Here is a 22,766-nt window from a genome sequence, read left to right as displayed (position 1 = left end):
ATTAGATCAGTACCCGGACATTATCTTTTCGACGGGTTAAATTGATCTGGTCAAAATATTCCATAATAGGTAAAGTATATTTCCGGCTGGATTCCAATAAATCTCTGGCCTCTGCTAAAGTAATTTCACCTTTTTCTTTAAGATAATTAACCACTTTATCCTGAACCTCATTTAGCACTGATACTGATAAATAATACCCATCTCTTATCTGGACAATTTCCCCCAGATACATTAAATATTCGAGATATTCCTGAACTTTCTTTTCATCAATCTTTATTTCCCGAGCCAGCTCCTTTATTCCCGGTGTCTCAATACCTTTATCAGCAAAAATTTTTTTGATCTCTTTAAGTATTTTTTCCTCTTCCTTTATCGGTTGAGGTTCAAAAGAAGCAAGAGCTACCATATACTGATCCAGGCGAATCTCCCCAGATTTAAGAAGTTTTTCAAGGAAAAGATCATATTTTTGAGTGGTCAATTTATCTGGCAGCACCTGCTTCAGTTCGGCTCTGGAGATTCCAGGTTTTAAGTGATTCTCCTTATGGAATTCTTCAAGTTTCTTTAAAATACGTTTTTTCCAATCGCGATAAACCGTTAAAGCCATCAAATATCCATCACCCAGTTCAATAATCATCTCCTTATCCAACAGTTTTTCTAACAGTTCATCTAGCTCTTTTTCTGCCAGTTTGGCCTCTTTTAACAATTCAGATGGTGAAATAATTCCATGACGCAAAATCTGTTGCAGAACTAGATCTTCACTACTACCTCCAGCCAGAAGTTTTAATTCAGCCATCTCCTCTTCCCCATATTTTCGATAGAGGCCTGGATTTACGTTTAACACCCTGCCACCACCCATAGTTTTAACAGGAGAGTAAAAACGAATGATAAAAAGGTCTTGATAGTAAGCCACTATTTTATCAGCCAGTTCCAACTGAGCAAATCCTTTTTCTCCGGGTAACAGTTCTTTTTTTTCAAGAAGATAAACTTTTGCCAAAAGATCACTGGTTCCTATATGAAAATGAACCCGACTGGCATGTTTTAAAGGATAAGGAAAATCGGGTAATACTTCAATCTCCACATCTAACCTATCTGTGGGTTTAAAAAAGCCTGGCTGGGCAATCACACTTCCCCGGGGTACATCTTCTTTTTCCACACCTGCAAGATTCAAAGCAACCCTCTGCCCGGCATATGCTTCATTTACAGGCTGATTATGTACCTCTATATTCCGGACACGGCACGTCAATCCCTGGGGGAGAATATCCACCTGCTGATCTTTTTTTACTTTACCTGCAAGAAGGGTTCCGGTTATAACTGTTCCAAAACCTTTCATTTTAAATGAGCGATCCACAGGTAAACGTAAAGGCGCATTAATATCTTTGGGTTCAAGAGTATCAATAATCTCATCAATTTTAAATTTTAACTTTTCAATACCTATCCCCTTAACTGCTGATACCCGAACTATCTCAGCATCTTTATAGGGTGTGTCTTTAAGTTCTTCACGTACTTCTTCTTCAACCAAATCCAGCCACTCTACTTCTACCGTATCTATTTTGGTCAAAACCACGAGCATCTTTTTAATCTGCAAAAGGCTAATAACCTCTAAATGTTCACGGGTCTGCGGCATAACTCCTTCATTGGCATCAATCACCAATAAAACCAGATCAATCCCGCCAATACCTGCTAACATATTACCCATAAATTTCTTATGCCCAGGAACATCTATTACACTCACCCTACGTCCACTTGGCAAATCAAAAGGAGCAAAACCCAGGTCAATTGTCAACTTTCGCTCTTTCTCTTCTTTTAAACGATCTGTATCTACTCCAGTTAAAGCCCGAATTAAAGTTGTTTTTCCATGGTCAACATGTCCAGCTGTACCTATAATCACCGACTGCACTACAAACCACTCCTTTATCCCCTTATACATCTCTTTTTATTTTAATGATTATACTACAACAAACTGATTTTGAGCGACATAGAAATTTTTCGCCAAATCATCTTAGCAAGATTTCCGACAAAATAAGGCCTCATCACAAGAGGTGATGAGCTAATCAAGGGCCAGGAGGGCCCCATGATTAGGAAGCCTTATTTCGGCGGAAATCGAGCTTTAGATGATTCGAAAAATTTCTCAAAAAGCGAAAAATTAGCTTTTTGCAGTTTAACCTTTTAATTTAATTATACCACTTTTCTGAAAAAATGAAAATGACCAACGGGGAATTATCAATTACCCCACTGGTCATTTAAAGTCCACTCATTCGATCAACAATCAACCCCTTCTCCTCCAATTTTTCTATAAATGGGTTAATTCCAACCAGGTCACTAGCAATATGCCCTGTTACGATAAGATTTCCTTTGGCTTCCTGGCGCAACTTTTTAAGATCAGCATGACTGATATGGATATAAAGTACTGTATCGATTCCATGCTCAAAGTAGGCATTGGCTACACCATATCCGCCGTTGGTCCCAGCTCCATGAGAAAAGACAAATTTACCCCTTTTAGCTTCAGGATCACCTATTAATATTTTAATCTCAGTATCAGCTTTTTGAAATTCAGGTAAAGTCATAAGTGCATCAACTACATCTTGCAACGTACTTTCTTCTGTTGTCTTTTCTTCGATTACCTGAGTCATAATTTTTCTTCCAATTTGATCTAAGGGGAAGTGAATATTCAAATAAGGCATATTTAACAAACGAGCTACTGAGGGAACATGATCAGCATTAGCCGTCTGTGCCCTCAACTGATGAACTTCAGTCATCTCTTTTATAACAGCTCGAGCCACCTCTTCTGGAACACCAGCCTCCACCATTTGCCGCACATGCTCTTCAAAAATCTTATAAAATGTCCTGACAGCACCTGTTGGATGATGGGCAATGACTGCATCATAACCCAATTGATGGGCCAAAAAAATTTCAGAAGCCCCCATATCTACTCCAAATAATACCCTTTTGATCCCCTCTCCGGGATGATAAATGGCACTGTCAGCGGGAATCTCATCAATCCCAATCATATCCAGCGCCACCTGCATAATTTGCTCTGTGGTCAGCATTTTTCGTTCCTCCTTTTTAATATTCAATCCCCCAACGGCTCATTATCCCCTTTTCAAAGGGATGTTTGATCATTTTCATTTCGGTAACCAGATCTGCAATTTCCACAATCTCCTGCGGCGCATTACGACCGGTCATCACAATCTCTACCAGCTCAGGTTTATTCTGAACCAGATTTTTAATCTGTTCAAAAGTCACCAGGCCATAATGCAAAGCATTTATCACCTCATCTAAGATTACCAGATCATATTCATCACTCATTATAACTTGTTCTGCCAGCTCCCAGGCCATCTGCGCGGTCTTTTTATCTTCTTCTGTAGTTTCTCCCGGCTTTATAAAACATGCACCACAACCGCTACATTTTGCAATCCCTCCACGAATAGCAGCAGCATTAGGACAGCCACGACCAAAACTTTTAAGCTTTATAAACGGAGCCAGGCGCGGAATGGAAAGTAACTCTCCTGAATAACTGACCCCTTTCATAAATTGAATAATATAAACTTTCAACTCATGACCGGCAGCTCGTAAAGCCAAACCCAAAGCAGCAGTTGTTTTTCCCTTACCATCACCTGTATAAACCTGTATCAGCCCTTTTTCTAAACGCTGTCTCATATACTACCTCCTTTTTTTAAAAGTACCGCCAAACTCTCCATACTTTCTACAACTTTGGCCCCTTTAAGAACCAACTTCTCATAGATTTCTCTAGCCTTACCATCTGTAAAATCCCGCTTTTCAATTGGAACTTTTTCCAACAGATATACGGGCTTTCCTGCCTCTCTCATCTTTAAAACAGCTTTCAAATTAGCCAGATTCCCTAAACCAAAGGGCAGATCTGTGACAATAATCAAATCCGCCTTCTCCATTCTTTCTAACAATTCCTGATATGTTTCAGGTAAAATCGCAGAAAAAGGTCTCTCCTCCACCACCGGTCGATCATTCTGTACCAGAAGTTGCCAATCCGAATCGCCCTGATTTAAAACTCCACCACTAATCGGATAACCTTCTTCTAAAAGAAAGTTAATTATTTTCTGACCCGAACCGCCCCCGCAGACAAGATGTACCCAGGGCAAATCTTTACGTACTTCGGGTAACCTTCGTTTAGAGACCAGAGTCACATAAGGTCGTCCGCTATACTTCCGTGAGATAATAACCTCTGTATTATAGACATCCCTGATATTTTTAACTGTTATTACTTCATCGGGTGTACCAGAAGCATAAATCTGACCTTTAGAGATAAGTAACAGATGATCACAATATTGAGATGCCAGATTTAAATCATGGGAGACCACAATTATAGTTTTCCCAGACCGATTTAATTCCTGTAAGAGATCAAAGATTTCAATCTGATAATTAATATCCAGACTGGAAGTCGGTTCATCTAATAAGATAATCTGAGGTTCCTGGGCCAATGCCCGGGCGATAATTACCCGCTGTCTTTCTCCACCACTTAAACTTTTTATACTTTGATTTCTTAACTTCCATGTTCCCGTCTGTTTCATTACCTTACGAATTACCCTATAGTCTTGTATACTTTCCCTATTCCAACGTCCCTGGTGGGGATAACGGCCCATAGCTACAATCTCGTATGCTGAAAAATCATATAAAACCTCTGTATTCTGGGGAACAACTGCCATCTGTCGGGCTAAATCCTTTATCCTAATCTGATCTAATGGTTTTCCATTTAAATAGATTTTACCATTCTCAGGAACCAATACCCCGGAAAGAAGTTTTAATAGAGTGGATTTACCAGAACCGTTCGGTCCAATAATTCCGACAAATTCTCCACTTTTAATTTCCAGATTTATATTTTTAATAATTAAATTTGAATTATATCCAAAACTCAGATCAATACACCTTATCATTGGTTTCATCAAATCCCTCTTTCAATCTCAAATCTTTCTACTCTTCCGTAGTTGGTAGAGAAAAAACGGCCCACCAAAAAGTGCAGTAATCACACCTACGGGAATTTCCGTTGGAGCTGCTACCGTTCTTGCAATTGTATCACTTAACATCAAAAAGCCACCACCAAAAATACTGGCAGCAGGAATCAACCGCCGATGATCTGGCCCTGTAATCATTCGCACAATATGTGGAATGATTAATCCTACGAAACCTATCACTCCGCTAACTGAAACCGCAGATGCTGTTAATAAAGCTGCTGTAATCAATACAATTCTCTTTAACTGCTCAACATTCACACCCATATTATGAGCTGTTTCCTCACCCAAAAGAATCAAATTTAAATCCCTGGCTATATATAGGGTTACAAATAAACCTGTTACCAGATAGGGTAAGATAATATACACTTCTTTCCAACTGGCTTTAGCCAGACTTCCCATAAGCCAGTAAACTATCTTATAATGATCTTTAATTCCAAGCACCATTACCAATGAAGTTAATGCACCCAGCAAGAATCCAACAGCCATTCCCGCTAATAGAAAGTGAACCACAGGGACTTTAGATCCCTGACGTGCCAGCTGATAGACTAAAAAAACCGCCAAAACCGCTCCAACAAAAGCAAATAATGGAACCGTACTTAAACCCATAAATTTAAAATTCAAATTAAAGACAATAGCTATTGTTGCCCCCAGACCTGCACCTGCTGAGGTTCCTACAATATACGGATCAGCCATTGGGTTCTGGATTAACCCCTGCATAATCACTCCAGCTGTAGCCAGGGCAGCACCTACAAGATAGCTCAAAATAATCCGTGGTATCCGAATTTTAAATAAAATCGTTTTATAAACCCGGTTCATCTCATTAGAACCTATAATTATCTTCCACAACTCTTTTAAAGAAATTCCAGCAGGTCCTATTGCTGCTGCTATCATTCCTAAAATAATTACACTTATGATCAATATTATCATCCAAATATAAAATCTTTTTTTCTGCATAATAGCCTCCATATTTGTTACCTATAATTTCTATAAATATTCGAGGCTATGATAATAAATTCCTTTAAAAACAAAAGTAATTTTTCAAAAAAGAACAAAATGTCCTTTGGATACTCTACTGTAGTCAATTATCTTTCGATCATATATTTTCAATTATGATGCTTTTACTGTAAAAAGTATAATCTCCTAAACGTGAACAAATTGGCCTTCGACCATAAAGTTTTGTAAGAAAAATTTGTTGATGCCAGAGATGAAAATTATCCTCAGCTGTATAATCTCTCTGGCATAAAAAAAAACAACCCATTCTTCGGGTTGTTGTACTCTCTTAACTGGAGCGAAAGACGGGATTTGAACCCGCGACCCTCACGTTGGCAACGTGATGCTCTACCACTGAGCTACTTTCGCCCAAAAAAAATGGTGGAGGGAAGTGGATTCGAACCACTGTAGGCAAGTGCCGGCAGATTTACAGTCTGCTCCCTTTGGCCGCTCGGGCATCCCTCCATAAACTGGTGGAGATAAGGGGATTCGAACCCCTGACCTCTTGAATGCCATTCAAGCGCTCTCCCAACTGAGCTATATCCCCACCTTGATATTTAACTTGATATTTAATTTGGAGCCAATGACCGGACTCGAACCGGTGACCCCTTCCTTACCATGGAAGTGCTCTACCGACTGAGCTACATTGGCATAAATAATGGCGGAGACGACGGGACTCGAACCCGCGATCTTCGGCGTGACAGGCCGATATGTTAACCAACTACACCACGTCTCCGCAAAATGGTGGGCGCAACAGGACTCGAACCTATGACCCCCTGCTTGTAAGGCAGGTGCTCTCCCAACTGAGCTATGCGCCCTAAATGGCACTCCCAACGGGATTTGAACCCGTGCCGCCAGGTTGAAAACCTGGTGTCCTAGGCCGCTAGACGATGGGAGCTCGCTGGCGGAGAGAGAGGGATTCGAACCCTCGCCAGGGGAAGACCCCTGCTACAGGTTTAGCAAACCCGCCCCTTCAGCCAGCTTGGGTATCTCTCCGCGAAATTGGTGGGTCTAAGTGGATTCGAACCACTGACACTGCGGGTATGAACCGCATGCTCTAGCCAACTGAGCTATAGACCCATGAAAAAAATGGAGCGGGAGACGGGACTCGAACCCGCAACTTTCAGCTTGGAAGGCTGATGCTCTAGCCAATTGAACTACTCCCGCTTGCTTAAAATTGGTTGCGGAGGTAGGATTCGAACCTACGACCTTCAGGTTATGAGCCTGACGAGCTACCAGACTGCTCCACTCCGCGATGAATGGTGAGCCATGGAGGAATCGAACCTCCGACACCCTGATTAAAAGTCAGGTGCTCTACCGACTGAGCTAATGGCCCATAATAAATGGCTGGGGTGGCAGGATTCGAACCTGCGCATGACGGAGTCAAAGTCCGGTGCCTTACCACTTGGCGACACCCCAGCGATTCTATCTTTTCTTAATCACGACATTACTTATTATAGCATAATCTTTTTAATTTGTCCAGTGTTAATTTTTGTTTTTTAATCAATTTCATCATTTAATGTTTTATTGTTTGCCTCATCGTTCTCGCGACATTGATTATTTTAGCATCCTTCAAGTAGATTGTCAACACCTATTTGAAAAATTTTTAAACCGTATTTAGTAAAAAATATTGGGAATTTAGTCACTAACAAATTCTTTTAATAGTATGTTTAAACTACAAAAAGCTAATTTTAAGCGACATAGAAATTTTTCGTCTAAACCATCTTAGTGAGATTGAAAGGCTTCATATGAGAATGTGATGAGCTAATCAAGGGTCATAAGGACCCATTGATTAACGTACCTTATTTCGACTGAAATCAAACTTTAGATGATTCTAAAAATTTCTTTATAAAGTGAAAAATTAGCTTTTTGCAGTTTAATCATATTGTTATTCATAACCTATAAAAAGTATAATTTACTTGACATTAAAAAACTCTACGCGTATGCGTAGAGTTTAAAAATAATTCCCGCAACGTCCTACTCTCCCACAGAGTCTCCCCTGCAGTACCATCAGCGCTGGAGGGCTTAACTTCTGTGTTCGGAATGGGAACAGGTGTGGCCCCTCCGCTATCGTCACGGGAAACTTTATTACCTTTTCTCATTCACATCTCTTATTCTACTACATCACATCAACTTTGTCAAGACCATTCTCTTAACTCTGTACTTTCAAAACTGCATACTGGGATCTTCGATAGATCAAGCCCTCGACCTATTAGTACCGGTCAGCTAAGGACATCACTGCCCTTACACCTCCGGCCTATCTACCTGGTAATCTTCCAGGGGTCTTACCTGATTAACTCAGCGGGATATCTAATCTTGAGGGTGGCTTCACGCTTAGATGCTTTCAGCGTTTATCCACTCCGCACATAGCTACCCAGCGGTGCCCCTGGCGGGACAACTGGTACACCAGCGGTGCGTCCATCCCGGTCCTCTCGTACTAGGGACAGATCCTCTCAAATATCCTACGCCCGCGGCGGATAGGGACCGAACTGTCTCACGACGTTCTGAACCCAGCTCGCGTACCGCTTTAATTGGCGAACAGCCAAACCCTTGGGACCTGCTTCAGCCCCAGGATGCGACGAGCCGACATCGAGGTGCCAAACCTCCCCGTCGATGTGAACTCTTGGGGGAGATAAGCCTGTTATCCCCGGGGTAACTTTTATCCGTTGAGCGACGGCAATTCCATCCTCTACCGCCGGATCACTAAGCCCTACTTTCGTACCTGCTCGACCTGTCTGTCTCGCAGTCAAGCTCCCTTCTGCCTTTACACTCTACGTGCGATTTCCGACCGCACTGAGGGAACCTTTGGGCGCCTCCGTTACCTTTTAGGAGGCGACCGCCCCAGTCAAACTGCCCACCTGACAATGTCCCAATACCGGATCACGGTATCTGGTTAGAATTCCAGCACAGCAAGAGTGGTATCCCACCGACGGCTCCACCAACACTGGCGTGCTGGCTTCTACGCCTCCCACCTATCCTGTACATGCTGTACCAAAATCCAATATCAGGCTGCAGTAAAGCTCCACGGGGTCTTTCCGTCCTGCCGCGGGTAGTGAGCATCTTCACTCACACTACAATTTCGCCGAGTCCCCCGTTGAGACAGCGCCCAGGTCGTTACGCCATTCGTGCAGGTCGGAACTTACCCGACAAGGAATTTCGCTACCTTAGGACCGTTATAGTTACGGCCGCCGTTTACTGGGGCTTAAGTTCGATGCTTCGCCTCTAATGGCTAACATCTCCCCTTGACCTTCCAGCACCGGGCAGGCGTCAGCCCCTATACTTCGTCTTGCGACTTAGCAGAGACCTGTGTTTTTGGTAAACAGTCGCCTGGGCCTATTCTCTGCAACTCCTTTCGAATCCGCGGGCTCGCCGCTTCTCCTACTCGGAGCACTCCTTCTCCCGAAGTTACGGAGTCATTTTGCCGAGTTCCTTAACGGGGGTTCTCTCGCGCGCCTTAGGATTCTCTCCTCGCCCACCTGTGTCGGTTTGCGGTACGGGCGCCCATTGGCTCGCTAGCGGCTTTTCTCGGCAGCGGGGAATCAGCCACTTCGCCCCATTTCAGGGCTCCCCATCACACCTCAGAGTTAACAGCCGGACGGATTTGCCTATCCGGCCCTCCTACATGCTTGGACACAGTATTCCACCACTGTGCTGGCCTATCCTTCTGCGTCACCGCTTCGCTCAAACGCCAATTAGGCGGCATCGGAATCTCAACCGATTGTCCATCGCCTACGCCTTTCGGCCTCAGCTTAGGTCCCGGCTTACCCTGAGCGGACGAACCTTCCTCAGGAATCCTCAGGCTTTCGGCGGGGGAGATTCTCACTCCCCTTATCGCTACTCATACCGGCATTCTCTCTTCTATACAGTCCACCGCTCCTTACGGTACGGCTTCGCCCCGTATAGAATGCTCCCCTACCATCCGCTTACGCGAATCCGCAGCTTCGGCGACAGGCTTAGCCCCGCTACATTTTCGGCGCAGAACCACTCGACCAGTGAGCTATTACGCACTCTTTAAATGAATGGCTGCTTCTAAGCCAACATCCTGGTTGTCTATGCAGTCCCACATCCTTTCCCACTTAGCCTGTACTTGGGGGCCTTAGCTGGCGGTCTGGGCTGTTCCCCTCTCGACTATGAAGCTTATCCCACATAGTCTGACTCCCAGGCTCTTCGGTATCGGTGTTCGGAGTTTGAATGAGTTCGGTAACCTTTCAGGGCCCCTAGCTCAATCAGTGCTCTACCGCCGATACCTAACACCTGAGGCTAGCCCTAAAGCTATTTCGGGGAGAACCAGCTATCTCCAGGTTCGATTGGCTTTTCACCCCTATCCACAGCTCATCCCATGACTTTTCAACGTCAATGTGGTTCGGGCCTCCACAGACTCTTACACCTGCTTCACCCTGGCCATGGATAGATCACCTGGTTTCGGGTCTATGGCATGTAACTTGCGCCCTCTTCAGACTCGGTTTCCCTACGGCTTCGCCCCTTTCGGCTTAACCTCTACGCTACATGCCATAACTCGCCGGTCCGTTCTACAAAAAGTACGCGGTCAGACTTTCTAATAGTCCTCCCACTGCTTGTAGGCATACGGTTTCAGGTTCTATTTCACTCCCCTCCCGGGGTTCTTTTCACCTTTCCCTCACGGTACTTCTTCACTATCGGTCGCCAGGGAGTATTTAGCCTTCGGAGATGGTCCTCCTATCTTCCCACAGGGTTCCACGTGTCCCGTGGTACTCTGGATCCTCAACAGGGTCTTCAAGCCTTTCGCCTACAGGGCTCTCACCTTCTATGGCCTGCCTTCCCAGACAGTTCGGCTAGACTCTCAGTTTAACCCCTGACAGCGTGCAGACTGTCCGTTGAGGTCCTAAACCCCCATGTAGCAACGGCTGCACCCTTCTACACTACATGGGTTTGGGCTCCTCCCCTTTCGCTCGCCGCTACTCAGGGAATCGCTTTTGCTTTCTTCTCCTCGGGGTACTAAGATGTTTCAGTTCCCCCGCTTGCCCTCACACACCTATGCATTCAGTGTGTGATACCACAGCATTACCTGTGGTGGGTTACCCCATTCGGACATCCCCGGGTCTACGCTTGTTTGCAGCTCACCGGGGCTTTTCGCAGCTTACCACGTCCTTCGTCGGCTCCTGGCGCCTAGGCATCCACCGTATGCCCTTTACAGCTTGATCTATCTCGAACCCCAATATGCAGTTTTCAAAGTACAGAAATATGGTGGAGGTAAGCGGATTCGAACCGCTGACCCCCTGCTTGCAAGGCAGGTGCTCTCCCAACTGAGCTATACCCCCACACATATATTCCTTTCACATCTTTGGTGGGCCTAAGTGGACTCGAACCACTGACCTCACGCTTATCAGGCGTGCGCTCTAACCTGCTGAGCTATAGGCCCTTAACTTCTGAAAGGTTTATGACCTCTCAAAAGTGAACAGCAATCAGCACTCTCTTCTCCTTAGAAAGGAGGTGATCCAGCCGCACCTTCCGGTACGGCTACCTTGTTACGACTTCACCCCCCTCACCAGACACACCTTTGGCGCCTCCCCCCTCATCGGTTAGGACAGCGACTTCTGGTGCATCCAACTCGGGTGGTGTGACGGGCGGTGTGTACAAGGCCCGGGAACGTATTCACCGCAGTATGCTGACCTGCGATTACTAGCGATTCCGGCTTCATGCAGGCGAGTTGCAGCCTGCAATCCGAACTGAGAGCTGCTTTTTGGGATTAGCTCCACCTCGCGGCTTCGCAACCCTTTGTACAGCCCATTGTAGCACGTGTGTAGCCCAGGGCATAAAGGGCATGATGATTTGACGTCATCCCCACCTTCCTCCGGTTTGTCACCGGCAGTCTCCTTAGAGTCCCCGGCTTTACCCGCTGGCAACTAAGGACAGGGGTTGCGCTCGTTGCGGGACTTAACCCAACATCTCACGACACGAGCTGACGACAACCATGCACCACCTGTCACCGTGTGGCTCAAAGAGCCAAACCCTGCTTTCACAGGTAGTCACGGGATGTCAAGCCCTGGTAAGGTTCTTCGCGTTGCTTCGAATTAAACCACATGCTCCACCGCTTGTGCGGGCCCCCGTCAATTCCTTTGAGTTTCAGTCTTGCGACCGTACTCCCCAGGCGGGATACTTATCGCGTTAGCTACAGCACTGAGGGTATCTAAACCCCCAACACTTAGTATCCATCGTTTACGGCGTGGACTACCGGGGTATCTAATCCCGTTCGCTCCCCACGCTTTCGCGCCTCAGCGTCAGGTACAGGCCAGAGAGCCGCCTTCGCCACCGGTGTTCTTCCTGATATCTACGCATTTCACCGCTACACCAGGAATTCCACTCTCCTCTCCTGACCTCTAGTCCGGCAGTTTCAAACGCAGCCCACTGGTTAAGCCAGTGTATTTCACATTTGACTTACCAGACCGCCTACGCGCCCTTTACGCCCAGTAATTCCGGACAACGCTCGCTCCCTACGTATTACCGCGGCTGCTGGCACGTAGTTAGCCGGAGCTTTCTTATGAGGTACCGTCAAACCGCACATCTCTTAAACATGCGGCCTTTCTTCCCTCATGACAGGGCTTTACGTTCCGAAGAACTTCTTCACCCACGCGGCGTTGCTCCGTCAGGGTTTCCCCCATTGCGGAATATTCCCCACTGCTGCCTCCCGTAGGAGTCTGGGCCGTGTCTCAGTCCCAGTGTGGCCGTACACCCTCTCAGGCCGGCTACCCATCGTCGCCTTGGTGAGCCGTTACCTCACCAACTAGCTAATGGGACGCGGGCTCATCTCCGATCGGCAGCTTAACGCCACCTTTCCTTCCAGGAACATGCGCCCCCGGAAGCTCATCCGGTATTAGCCCACCTTTCGGTGGGTTATCCCCGTTTCGGAGGTAGATTACCCACGCGTTACTCACCCGTCCGCCACTGCCTGACTTCCAACTTCAGCCCGAAGGCCTCCGTCAGAGCAGGCCGTTCGACTTGCATGTGTTAGGCACGCCGCCAGCGTTCGTCCTGAGCCAGGATCAAACTCTCCAAACAAAATCTATCTTAAGCACTTTAAAGTGCTTAGTTTCCTTAACTCAAAGGAAATCTTCTGGCTGATTGCTGTTCACTTTTCAAAGGTCATTTTCTGTCGCTATCACCGCGACATCCATTATCTTATCATCTCTTAACTATCTTGTCAAGTCTTAACTTCAAATCTAAAAAATAATTTTTTGCGAAACAACGTTAGCTATTTTAACAGATTGTTTAAACAAAGTCAAGATTTTTTAGCTTACTTCAAACAAATTTTTAACCTCCAGATTGCGGTATAGACCAACAACCCAGAGCATATTTTTTAAAGTAACATTTACTACCTTAACAAATTATTTCGGTCATGTCAAGCATCATTTCTAACACAGTTTTCAAAACGGACTTTTATATGATACCATGGGTTCTTTAAATTGTCAAGAAAAATAGTAATTTTTTATAATCAATAAAATGATTAAATTGCTTTCGACTGAAATCGAATTTTAGATGGTTCAAAAAATTTCTTTATGAAGCGAAAAATTAGCTTTTTGCAGTAAGATCATTGATAAATAAAGCAGCATGTCTAATCAGACATGCCGCAAATATTCCTCATAGATTTAATTCCATATAAATTTTTAGTTATAAACTTTCTTAATTTCAATATCTTTAAAATAGTATTTAACAATCTCCTCAGGACTCTTTCCTTCCTTAGCCATCTTATGTGCACCCCATTGACTCATTCCAACACCATGACCGAATCCTGAACCTTTAAAAACAAAATTTTCTCCTTCTTTAAAGATCTCTTTAATTAGTGTAGATTTTAGTTTCATTGGATCGAGAGCACTACGGAATTTTGGTGCATCAACTTCTCTTGAACCACCATCATAAACAATCCTGATTTTTGTAGCACGGCCTGTGTGATCTTTTTTGGTAATTTTAATATCAGAAATTTTATTAGCCTGGACACCAGTAATTTGAGCTAGCGCGTCAGCAATGGAAGCATTATCGAAAGATACAGTCCAATTTTTAATATCAGGCGGTGCCAGATCATCTGGAGATTTTACACTAGTAATATAGGGTGGTTCCTCTTCTTTGAATGCCAATCCTGCTTTAGCTGTTGTAGTCTGTCCTGCTGCACTGGAGTGAAACCAGGCTCGAATATATTTTCCATTGTAAAGGGCAACTTCACCACGGGTCTTTGATACAGCACGTCGGATGATATCGGTGACATTTTCAGGTTTAAAAGCCTGTGCTTCTTCGAAACTGGAACTTATCCGGTTAGTATTCTTACGATCCATGTACTCCAACGCAAAAGTCCGGGCAATAATTGCTTGAGCAGCATAGGCATTTTCCGGCCAATTAGGCTTCATCTCACCGGCCACCACTCCAGCAATATAATCTTCTAATTTCATTTTTTTCTGTTCTCCTGTTTCTTCCAAAATTACTATTACTTCCGGCTCCTCTTTCATTGTACCAGGTTCTTTAATTCCTTTAACTCTGGTCCTATTACATCCCACTATTCCTACACCTAAAAGAACAAAAATTAATAAAAATACTACATTCTTTTTTTTCACTCCACTAACCTCCTTATTTAGTTTCTTTTTAGTATTTTGAAAATTATATTAGAAGATTATACTGCAAAAAGCTAATTTTGAGTGACATAGAAATTTTTCGCCAAATCATCTTAGCGAGATTTCCAACGAAATAAGGCCTCATCACAGGAGGTGATGAGCTAACCAAGGGCCAGGAGGGCCCTTTGATTAGGAAGCCTTATTTCGGCGGAAATCGAACTTTAGATGATTCGAAAAATTTCTCAAGAAGCAAAAAATTAGCTTTTTGCAGTTTAACCATTAGAATATACAAAAAAAGTGCATGGCTTTAAATATAAAACCATGCACGCACACTTTGATACCTACTTTTTCAATTGTCCAATCAAATCAAGGATTAGTTTCCAAAGCCATCTAAAGAAAAGAATAAAGATATTGGCCTTTTCCACATCTTCCGAAGCCAGTAAATCTACACGTCCCAATTCCTTTTCACCCTGGTAAACGATAAGCTCGCCAACCTTCTCACCTTTAGATATAGGAGCAGACTTACCAAGAGGTTTAATTTCTCTACGGAGTTGATTAGATGTTCCTTTGAAAACTACAACCTGTAAACTCTTAGCAGTATAAGCATCTACCGTTTGCTTTTTCCCTTTTTGAATAGGAATATCCTTAACAGTTTCATTTTCTTTTACCACTACTTTATGCTCAAATACTCTAAAACCATAATCAAGTAATCTTGCACTGGCTTCATTACGCTGTTGTTCTGAAGCTGTGTTCATAACTACAGAAATCAAACGGAATCCATCACGTTCAACAGAAGCAACAAGACAATATCCAGCTTCAGACGTATGCCCTGTTTTGAGCCCATCAATACCTGGATAGCTTTTAATTAAAGTATTGGTATTGGTTATAGAACGTTTGCCGTCATGGAGTTGAATCGTCTCATGCCAAATTCGAGCCCATTTTCGAATCTCTTTATATTTAATTAACTCACGTGCCATTAAAGAGATGTCATATGCTGTTGTATAATGATTCTCTGCAGGTAATCCTGTAGAATTTACAAAATGGGTATTTACCATTCCCAATTCCCTGGCTCTCTTGTTCATCATTCTAACAAAATTTTCCTCAGTACCACCTAAATATTCTGCAACAGCCACACAGGCATCATTAGCAGAAGCTACTGTGATTGCTTTCAATAATGTCTTTAATGGTAATCGGTCCCGGGTAGATAGATAAATTTGAGAACCACCCATACTTTCTGCCCTTTTACTAATAGAAACCATATCATTTAAACTGGCTTCTCCCCGTTCAATGGCCTCCATAGCCAAAAGCAAAGTCATAATTTTAGTAATACTGGCAGGGGGTAATTTTTTATGTGCTTCCTTTTCATAAAGAACCTGTCCCGTTTTAGCATCTATTAATATAGCTGACTTGGCTGGAATATCAAATTCTACAGCATTAACAAACCCAGTTCCTAAAATGATTGTTAATAATACTGTGCTTATAAATAAGGATAATTTTCTTTTCATTTTACAATTCCTCTCCTTTATGATAAATTAAAATCTCTATCCTAATACTTTCCCAATTTATTTTTAAAGTATTTATCTACTATCCACTTTTAATAATACAATAAAAGTCACTCATTTGCAAATCAGATTAAATATTATACTGCAAAAAACTAATTTTGAGCGACATAAAAATTTTTCGCCAAATCATCTTAGCGAGATTTCCGACGAAATAAAGCCCTATCACAGGAGGTGATGAGATAACCAAGGGCCAGGAGGGCCCTTTGATTAGGAAACCTTATTTCGGCGGAAATCGAGCTTTAGATGATTTGAAAAATTTCTCAAAAAGCGAAAAATTAGCCTTTTGCAGTTTAACCATTAAAGAGTTTAGTAAAATAAATGTATGAGTCCTTACTTTGCCTGGATATAAGTTCAACACTAATAAATTAGAAAGCTTACTCCTCTTTAAAAATAAGTTCATGATTAAAACGACTTTTTCCTGTTTTTACCGTCATCTTTTTGTTAATTTCAATGATAATATAAAAATAAAGCAGTGAAGTAAAATGATTCACTGCCTTTTGTTAGACAAACCATTAATGTCTGTTTTTAATTTTTACTGGTTTGCTACATAACTAAACGCGATATTTATGTCATATGCCCATTTTATTGTAGACTTTTACTCTTAATCTTCTGCTACTAGTTTTTTTCATTGACTAAATCATGATAAAGATGGTCTAAAAATTTATCTTTGATTAAACTGCAAAAAGCTAATTTTGAGTTGTTTAACCATCTTAGTGAGATTGAAAAGAACGGCCTCATATGAAGATGTAATGAGCTAATCAAGTCATTGAAATCGAACTTTAAATGATTCGAAAAATTTCTTTATAAAGCGAAAAATTAGCTTTTTATAGTAAAATTTTTTCTTGTTTTTTTGACATTTAAGAAGAGGTATCAACAAAACTGTCGATACCTCTCCTCTATTCTTTACTTAGGATAGTTAATCTTAACAGTATAGGTTGCACTACCCGAGTAAGCATCAACTTTAACTATATAAGTACCAGTAGTACTTACAGGATAGGAAATAGATTCAGGATTCCGCAGACTATATGCTCTGGCTACTTCATTCCCACTTGGATCATAAAGAAAGATATCTAAGTCAGCAGAAGTATTCCAGGTCAATTCAACATTTATAGTACCTGAATTGCCAACTGTAATATAATAGTTTATAGAACGAGTACCAGTATTATCTACAAAATCACTATCTTCATAATGGGCTGTTATATTTGCATCAATAGGATGAGAAACTTCAAGGAGATATTCTTCACTACCAGAATAAGCATTCACCCTGATCATATAACGTCCAGTTATAGTAGCATCGTAAGAAATGACCTCTGGATTATTTAAAGTATAAGCTCTCGCTACCTGATTACCAGATGGATCATAAAGGTACATATCCAAATCATCACTGCTATTCCAACTCAAAGTCAGACCAATAGTACCTGGAGCGGTTACATCAATGTAGAAATATTCATCTGCATCACCACTTGAACTTACGTATCCTGTAAAACGCTCATTTATAATAGTAGTACTGTTAGTATTGTTAACAGTTACTGTAACTGTGGAAGAAGTACCAACATTACCTGCAGCATCATAAGCCTTTGCTACAAGATTATGGTCACCATTACTATAATTAGTAGTATCCCAGCTTATACTGTAAGGTGCAGTGGTATCTGTACCAACCAAAACGCCATCAATAAAGAATTTAACCTGTGTTACACCTACATTATCACTAGCATCAGCACTATAAGCAACAGTACCACTTACAGTTGCGCCATTAGATGGAGCCGTAATATTTACTGTTGGAGAAATGGTATCACTGCTATCAGTACCGAAATCACCAGAAGCAAAGAGAGCAAATGGTTGAGGACCTTGAGGTACATTGTATCCTCTAATTTCAATTGTATAAATACCAACTTCTGGATTGTCAATCCATACATTTTCCACGTTGTTTACCCGGTCAAATTCTGAATTATATGGGCTAGTAAAGTCATTACCATAATATACAATACCTGATGGTGAAGTTACTACCAGATCCAGGTCATTTACCAGGGCCTTAGAAGCGCTTGTAGAACCAGGATAGTCAGTCCAGACCAGAGTAATGCGGAGCGGTGTATAAATAGATTCTACATAATAACTGAAAGTCTTGCTCTGACCTGTGCTTAAACTATAAGTTTCATCTTCAAACTTATATTCTTTGGAAATTAAAGAATCTACCAGACTTACACGTCCCCAACCTTGATCTTTGCTAGGAACACCATAACCCAGATCAGTTACTCCATTAATGATAGCAGCTTTCATCATAGCCGGACTTGGTGTATGACCCCACTCAGTTTGCATATACTGACGCGCCACAGCTACTGCACCTGCTGTTATCGGAGTTGCCATAGAAGTACCACCCATATATGCATAATATTGATCGTATAAACCCCAGAAATTGCTATCAGGTGCTACAGAAGATTTAGTAGAGAGAATCCAGGTACCCGGTGCTACAACATCAGGTTTAACCCGACCATCTTCAGTCCAACCACGGCTGGAAAATCTAGCAATTTCATTTGGATTATCAGCATAAGAACCTTTAGAAGGTCTATAGTTTTCAGAGGCACCTACAGTAATACAGTTTTTAGCTGTACCAGGAGCACTAATACTCTGATAAACAGTCGAACCATCAGAACCATCACCTTCATTACCAGCGGCGAAAAGAATAATCATATCATTGTTCCAGACATATTCATCAACTTCCCGGGAGTTGGTTGTATAATCACCGTATACTGCTGCCCCCCAGGAATTTGTATGAATCCGTGCACCAGCATTCCAGGCTTGAGCAAATAGATCATTTAAATCAGCTGGTAAACCACCCAACCCACCATTACTATCCATTACGGATTGGAATACAAGATGAGCTCCTGGAGCCATACCTTTAATTTGACCATTAGACCTTGCACCATTACCTAAAACAGAACCGGCTACATGTGTACCATGACCATGTGGATCGTCTGCAGTACTACGACCCAGAGCAAAAATGGCATCAATCCGTCCCTGGAAATCAAGGTGCATTGAACTGTCATTTACACCAGTATCAAGACCTGTATCAGCCACCCCGACAACCTGACCTGACCCATCATACCCCAGATTCCAGAGATCATCAACATCAATATAACCTTTAGCTACATCATTTAGCAGCTGATATTCAGGTACTTCTTCAATGTATTTGACGGCATTTAAATGAGCAAATTTAATTAATTGGCCGCGATTTAATTTCACAACTGCTTTACCATTTTTACCATATAACTTGGTAGCATGAGCATTTTTAATCTCATTATCAAGAACAGAAATATCCTTACCAAAAGTGAGAATGTTGACAGTTACATCACCATAACCTTTAATATTACCCTGCTCATCTTTAAGGGATGGATGAATTTTGAAAGCTGGATGATAAATCATTACATCAACGACAAATGGAAGAGCTTCCACCCGGGCAGCTACTTCAGGTGTCATCAGAGCCAGGAAAGAAAAATCCGGTATATACTCAACCAGCTTTGCACCTTCTTTTGCTACCCACGCCTTCATTGGCTCTTCTATTGGCCCACTAAAAACAATAATATATGGTCCTTCTTCACCAACACTATAACTTTTCTTCAAATTATATGGCAAACTAATTTTTTGATTTGGCTTAATTTTATACCCTTTTAGATGAATTTCTGGCATATAACTATCCCAGGTAGCAATTTCACCACTATTATTTAAGTTTTTCGTCATATCAGCAAACAAAGGTGTAGGAAGAACTACAAATAATAGTAAAGCTATCGTTAATAACACCGAAACAAACTTTCTTCTCATTCTAACTCCTCCCATCTTTTTTGGTTTTCTTCTCAACTTTTCTCTCCTTCTCTTCTCCTTATTCTCGCTTTTTCTCTTCCTATCTTCTACCTCCTTTCTATATAAATATTTCAATGGTAATTATTTGATATAATACAGATATCTATATATTCTATCCCTTTCTTCAAATTCCTTCCTACAAAGCATTATTTTCCTAAAAAAATAAAAAACCTGCGGATTATTTCCAATCCACAGGTTATGTAATAGTTTTCAAGTATTATTTACGTTCTTGAATTTTTACTTCGTCCCAAAATCTATCCAGAATTTCCAGAGACAAATCCTCTATTTTTTTACCTTTCTCTGCTACTTTCTTTTCTAAAGCTTGAAAACGGCGTCTAAATTTATGATTAGCTTGACGTAAAACTAATTCGCTGTGGCATCCAGCTAATCGAGCTACATTGACAACTGCAAAAAGAAGATCTCCAATCTCTTCCTGGACAGCAGTTTTATCATCTCTTTTAAGAGCATTATTAACTTCCTCAAGTTCTTCTCTAACTTTAAAAAGCGCCCCCTGAATATTATCCCAGTCAAATCCCACTTCTGCTGCTTTCGCCTGCAATTCCTGAGCTTCCATTAGAGCAGGTTGATGGGGATTAACCTGATCCAAAAGAGAAGTCTGTTGATCATCCACACCAGCTTCTTTTTTCTCCTGAGCTTTAATCCTGTTCCAATTAACTAGCACCTGATCCGCATTTTCTACCTTAATACTACCAAAAATATGGGGATGACGGCGAATGAGTTTATCGCTAATTCCACTGATAACCTCTTTTATACTGAAATTCCCTTCCTCGTCAGCAATTTGAGCATGGAAAACAACCTGCAAAAGCAAATCTCCCAACTCTTCTTTTAATCCTTCAAGATTCTCCTTTTCTAACTGTTCCAAAACCTCATAAGTTTCTTCTAAAAGATAGGGTTTTAAACTAGCATGAGTCTGCTTTCGATCCCAGGGACAACCATCTGGTTCCCTTAAACGAGCCATAATTTTAAGTAATCTATAAAATTGATATAACTGATTCTTCTCCTTTTCAGATAGTTCTAACCAGAAATCATCTGTTAATTTCTTTTCCATAATTTACTCCTCCTCTACCTTTAACTCCTGAGTAATTTTAACCGTTGTAGCGGACTAATTAATCGCTTAAATCCAGGTAATGCACGTAAATCCTGTTCTCTTAACCCACCTGTAATCAAAAGGGTAATTAAAAATATTACAACTCCTATTCCCACAGAAACTATAGTTGCAATCGTTTTACTAACTTCCCTGGATAAGAAAATTTGTAAAAAATAATATAATCCATAATTGCTAAAAAAAACTGTACCTGCCATAACTCCAGCCGCAAAGATAGGCTTAAGTAACATATCTTTCAGTTGGAAACAGAACTTAACAGTTCTCCTTAATGATATCAAATTTAAAAAAGCAGCTGTAGCAAACCCCATAACAGTACCGAGAGCAGCTCCCCGGATACCGAATTGAGGGATACCTGTTAAAGTATAGTTAATTACAGCATTAACTCCGGCGCCAATCAACAAATTTCTCGCAGGAACTTTAACCTTTCCTACACCCTGAAGAATTCCAGCAGAAATCTGCTGTAATGCAATAAAAAATACCCCCCATGCTACAAAGTGAAGAGGAACAGCTGCAAAAGGCTCATCAAAAATCAACCAACAGAGAGGCTCAGCCAGAATATAGAGTCCTGCTGAAGAAGGTAAACCAATTAATACAGCAAACCGTAAAGCCCTGGTTGCTTGCCTTTTGATCGTATCAATATCATTTAAAGTGAACGCTGATGAAATTGATGGAACCAGGCTGGTTCGCAAAGATGTTGTTATAATTCCGGGAAAATGTACCAGGGTCAATGCCAGAGTCAATCCCCCATATTGAAATGTAGCCTCTTCAACAGTAAAACCGATAACCTGCAGTCTATGGGGCACAAAAACCAAATCTACCAGATTCATTAATGGTAAAACTAATGCTCCCAGACTGATAGGAATCGCATAATTACTAATCTGTTTGACTACCCGGGCCAGCTTTTCTCCATCCTTTTCTCCTTGCTCAAATTCCAGACCGGCAGATTTTACATAGCGGAAGTAGATAACTAAAAGAATTAATAGCCCAGCAATAGCACCTGTCACAGCAGCAAAGGCAGCCCCCGCTGCAGACAATTCAATACCATATGGTAAAAGAAAATAAACTAGTCCAATCATGGTCATCATTCTAACAATCTGTTCTAAGACCTGAGAAACGGCAGTAGGCACCATATTCTGTAAACCTTGAAAAAAACCGCGATAAGCTGCCATTACTGAAACAATGAGGATAGCTGGGGCTATAGCAATAATTGAATAATAACTTCTCGGGTCTAGATCTATAAAAGTAACAAGAGGTCTTGCACCAATAAAGAGCAAAATTGAAAGTAAACTGCCAAAGATAAAACTTAAACCCAGTGCCACCCGAAAAGTTCTTAATGCCTCCCTTTTCTGGCCCAGAGCCATTCTTTCAGAGATCAGCTTGGCCAAAGCAACAGGAATACCTGAAACGGAAACCACCAATAAAATGGAATAAATAGGATAGGCCATCTGATATAACCCTACCCCTTCTGCTCCAATCAAACGGGTAACTACAATTCGATATATTAATCCTAGAAATCTGGAAAAAATACCTGCTGCTGAAAGAATAGCAGCTCCCTTAAGAAAATTAACTTTTTCATTCCCAACCATCATCTATTTCAACTCCTGCTTTTCTTCTGGACCTAACTAGTATTCACTTCGCTTTTCTTCCTTATTCTCCTTCTTTTTATGGTTAAATC

General features: G+C 41.8%; 10 protein-coding genes, 15 tRNA genes and 3 rRNA genes. All 28 read right to left on the bottom strand.

Translation table 11 applies throughout. The features are described 5' to 3' along the window. Window position 1: 1 nt before the first annotated feature. Window positions 2–1,894: a selenocysteine-specific translation elongation factor gene (gene selB, locus BBF96_RS15330; RefSeq protein WP_164731138.1), complete on the bottom strand. Its 1,893-nt coding sequence runs from the start codon at window positions 1,892–1,894 to the stop codon at window positions 2–4. A gap of 343 nt (window positions 1,895–2,237) precedes the next feature. Further along, window positions 2,238–3,044, bottom strand: coding sequence for a Nif3-like dinuclear metal center hexameric protein (locus BBF96_RS15325; protein ID WP_127017941.1), 807 nt, complete (start codon window positions 3,042–3,044; stop codon window positions 2,238–2,240). Between the two features lie 16 nt (window positions 3,045–3,060). Further along, the gene (gene cobO, locus BBF96_RS15320) at window positions 3,061–3,654 is read right to left on the bottom strand and encodes a cob(I)yrinic acid a,c-diamide adenosyltransferase (RefSeq protein WP_127017940.1); all 594 of its coding nucleotides are present in this window, start codon (window positions 3,652–3,654) and stop codon (window positions 3,061–3,063) included. Further along, complete coding sequence (locus BBF96_RS15315; RefSeq protein WP_127017939.1) at window positions 3,651–4,913, bottom strand: heme ABC transporter ATP-binding protein; 1,263 nt, start codon at window positions 4,911–4,913, stop codon at window positions 3,651–3,653. The genes cobO and BBF96_RS15315 overlap by 4 nt, the downstream gene beginning before the upstream one ends. Window positions 4,914–4,931: 18 nt before the next feature. Further along, window positions 4,932–5,936 (bottom strand): FecCD family ABC transporter permease, encoded by a 1,005-nt coding sequence (locus tag BBF96_RS15310; RefSeq protein WP_236777844.1) that lies wholly within the window; start codon window positions 5,934–5,936, stop codon window positions 4,932–4,934. A 330-nt stretch (window positions 5,937–6,266) separates the two neighbouring features. Then, window positions 6,267–6,341, bottom strand: a tRNA-Gly gene (locus BBF96_RS15305). A 10-nt stretch (window positions 6,342–6,351) separates the two neighbouring features. Beyond that, a tRNA-Tyr gene (locus BBF96_RS15300) sits at window positions 6,352–6,437 on the bottom strand. A gap of 6 nt (window positions 6,438–6,443) precedes the next feature. After that, window positions 6,444–6,519: transfer RNA gene (locus BBF96_RS15295), tRNA-Ala, on the bottom strand. Window positions 6,520–6,547: 28 nt separating this feature from the next. Further along, a tRNA-Thr gene (locus BBF96_RS15290) sits at window positions 6,548–6,623 on the bottom strand. Between the two features lie 8 nt (window positions 6,624–6,631). Then, window positions 6,632–6,708: transfer RNA gene (locus BBF96_RS15285), tRNA-Asp, on the bottom strand. 6 nt (window positions 6,709–6,714) lie between these two features. Beyond that, window positions 6,715–6,790: transfer RNA gene (locus tag BBF96_RS15280), tRNA-Val, on the bottom strand. 4 nt (window positions 6,791–6,794) lie between these two features. Beyond that, window positions 6,795–6,870 (bottom strand) — tRNA-Glu (locus tag BBF96_RS15275). Between the two features lie 4 nt (window positions 6,871–6,874). Beyond that, window positions 6,875–6,968 (bottom strand) — tRNA-Ser (locus tag BBF96_RS15270). A 7-nt stretch (window positions 6,969–6,975) separates the two neighbouring features. Beyond that, window positions 6,976–7,052 (bottom strand) — tRNA-Met (locus BBF96_RS15265). A gap of 10 nt (window positions 7,053–7,062) precedes the next feature. Then, window positions 7,063–7,139 (bottom strand) — tRNA-Gly (locus tag BBF96_RS15260). An 11-nt stretch (window positions 7,140–7,150) separates the two neighbouring features. Next, window positions 7,151–7,227 (bottom strand) — tRNA-Met (locus BBF96_RS15255). A 5-nt stretch (window positions 7,228–7,232) separates the two neighbouring features. Beyond that, window positions 7,233–7,308 (bottom strand) — tRNA-Lys (locus tag BBF96_RS15250). Between the two features lie 8 nt (window positions 7,309–7,316). Further along, window positions 7,317–7,391, bottom strand: a tRNA-Gln gene (locus tag BBF96_RS15245). Window positions 7,392–7,936: 545 nt separating this feature from the next. Then, window positions 7,937–8,053 (bottom strand): 5S ribosomal RNA (rrf, locus tag BBF96_RS15240). Window positions 8,054–8,164: 111 nt separating this feature from the next. After that, window positions 8,165–11,152, bottom strand: a 23S ribosomal RNA gene (locus tag BBF96_RS15235). A gap of 41 nt (window positions 11,153–11,193) precedes the next feature. Then, window positions 11,194–11,269 (bottom strand) — tRNA-Ala (locus tag BBF96_RS15230). Window positions 11,270–11,293: 24 nt separating this feature from the next. Continuing rightward, window positions 11,294–11,370: transfer RNA gene (locus BBF96_RS15225), tRNA-Ile, on the bottom strand. A gap of 64 nt (window positions 11,371–11,434) precedes the next feature. Next, a 16S ribosomal RNA gene (locus BBF96_RS15220) occupies window positions 11,435–13,007 on the bottom strand. The 16S, 23S and 5S rRNA genes sit together here with 2 tRNA genes alongside, the layout of an rRNA operon. A gap of 605 nt (window positions 13,008–13,612) precedes the next feature. After that, entirely contained in the window at window positions 13,613–14,551 is a 939-nt protein-coding gene (locus BBF96_RS15215) for a SpoIID/LytB domain-containing protein (RefSeq protein WP_127017937.1), read from the bottom strand. A gap of 338 nt (window positions 14,552–14,889) precedes the next feature. Continuing rightward, window positions 14,890–16,053, bottom strand: coding sequence for a D-alanyl-D-alanine carboxypeptidase family protein (locus tag BBF96_RS15210; RefSeq protein ID WP_127017936.1), 1,164 nt, complete (start codon window positions 16,051–16,053; stop codon window positions 14,890–14,892). A 960-nt stretch (window positions 16,054–17,013) separates the two neighbouring features. Beyond that, on the bottom strand, window positions 17,014–19,926 hold the full coding sequence (locus tag BBF96_RS15205; protein ID WP_164731137.1) for a S8 family serine peptidase: 2,913 nt from the start codon (window positions 19,924–19,926) through the stop codon (window positions 17,014–17,016). A gap of 256 nt (window positions 19,927–20,182) precedes the next feature. Next, window positions 20,183–21,034 (bottom strand): nucleoside triphosphate pyrophosphohydrolase, encoded by an 852-nt coding sequence (gene mazG / locus BBF96_RS15200; RefSeq protein ID WP_127017934.1) that lies wholly within the window; start codon window positions 21,032–21,034, stop codon window positions 20,183–20,185. Window positions 21,035–21,054: 20 nt separating this feature from the next. Further along, the gene (locus tag BBF96_RS15195; protein WP_236777843.1) at window positions 21,055–22,680 is read right to left on the bottom strand and encodes a putative polysaccharide biosynthesis protein; all 1,626 of its coding nucleotides are present in this window, start codon (window positions 22,678–22,680) and stop codon (window positions 21,055–21,057) included. Window positions 22,681–22,766: the final 86 nt, after the last annotated feature.

Origin of the sequence: Anoxybacter fermentans, from assembly GCF_003991135.1 — a bacterium.
In the GTDB taxonomy this organism is placed as follows: domain Bacteria; phylum Bacillota; class Halanaerobiia; order DY22613; family DY22613; genus Anoxybacter; species Anoxybacter fermentans.
Note: the sequence above shows the minus strand (reverse complement) of the source record. Positions and strands in the feature narration are given on the sequence as shown.

What these genes read in the sequence shown, in the direction of transcription:
- BBF96_RS15325 (WP_127017941.1), bottom strand. Translation starts at nt 3,044, where the DNA reads ATGCTGACCACAGAGCAAATTATGCAGGTGGCGCTGGATATGATTGGG.
- cobO (WP_127017940.1), bottom strand. Translation starts at nt 3,654, where the DNA reads ATGAGACAGCGTTTAGAAAAAGGGCTGATACAGGTTTATACAGGTGAT.
- BBF96_RS15315 (WP_127017939.1), bottom strand. Translation starts at nt 4,913, where the DNA reads ATGAAACCAATGATAAGGTGTATTGATCTGAGTTTTGGATATAATTCA.
- BBF96_RS15310 (WP_236777844.1), bottom strand. Translation starts at nt 5,936, where the DNA reads ATGCAGAAAAAAAGATTTTATATTTGGATGATAATATTGATCATAAGT.
- BBF96_RS15210 (WP_127017936.1), bottom strand. Translation starts at nt 16,053, where the DNA reads ATGAAAAGAAAATTATCCTTATTTATAAGCACAGTATTATTAACAATC.
- BBF96_RS15205 (WP_164731137.1), bottom strand. Translation starts at nt 19,926, where the DNA reads ATGAGAAGAAAGTTTGTTTCGGTGTTATTAACGATAGCTTTACTATTA.
- mazG (WP_127017934.1), bottom strand. Translation starts at nt 21,034, where the DNA reads ATGGAAAAGAAATTAACAGATGATTTCTGGTTAGAACTATCTGAAAAG.
- BBF96_RS15195 (WP_236777843.1), bottom strand. Translation starts at nt 22,680, where the DNA reads ATGATGGTTGGGAATGAAAAAGTTAATTTTCTTAAGGGAGCTGCTATT.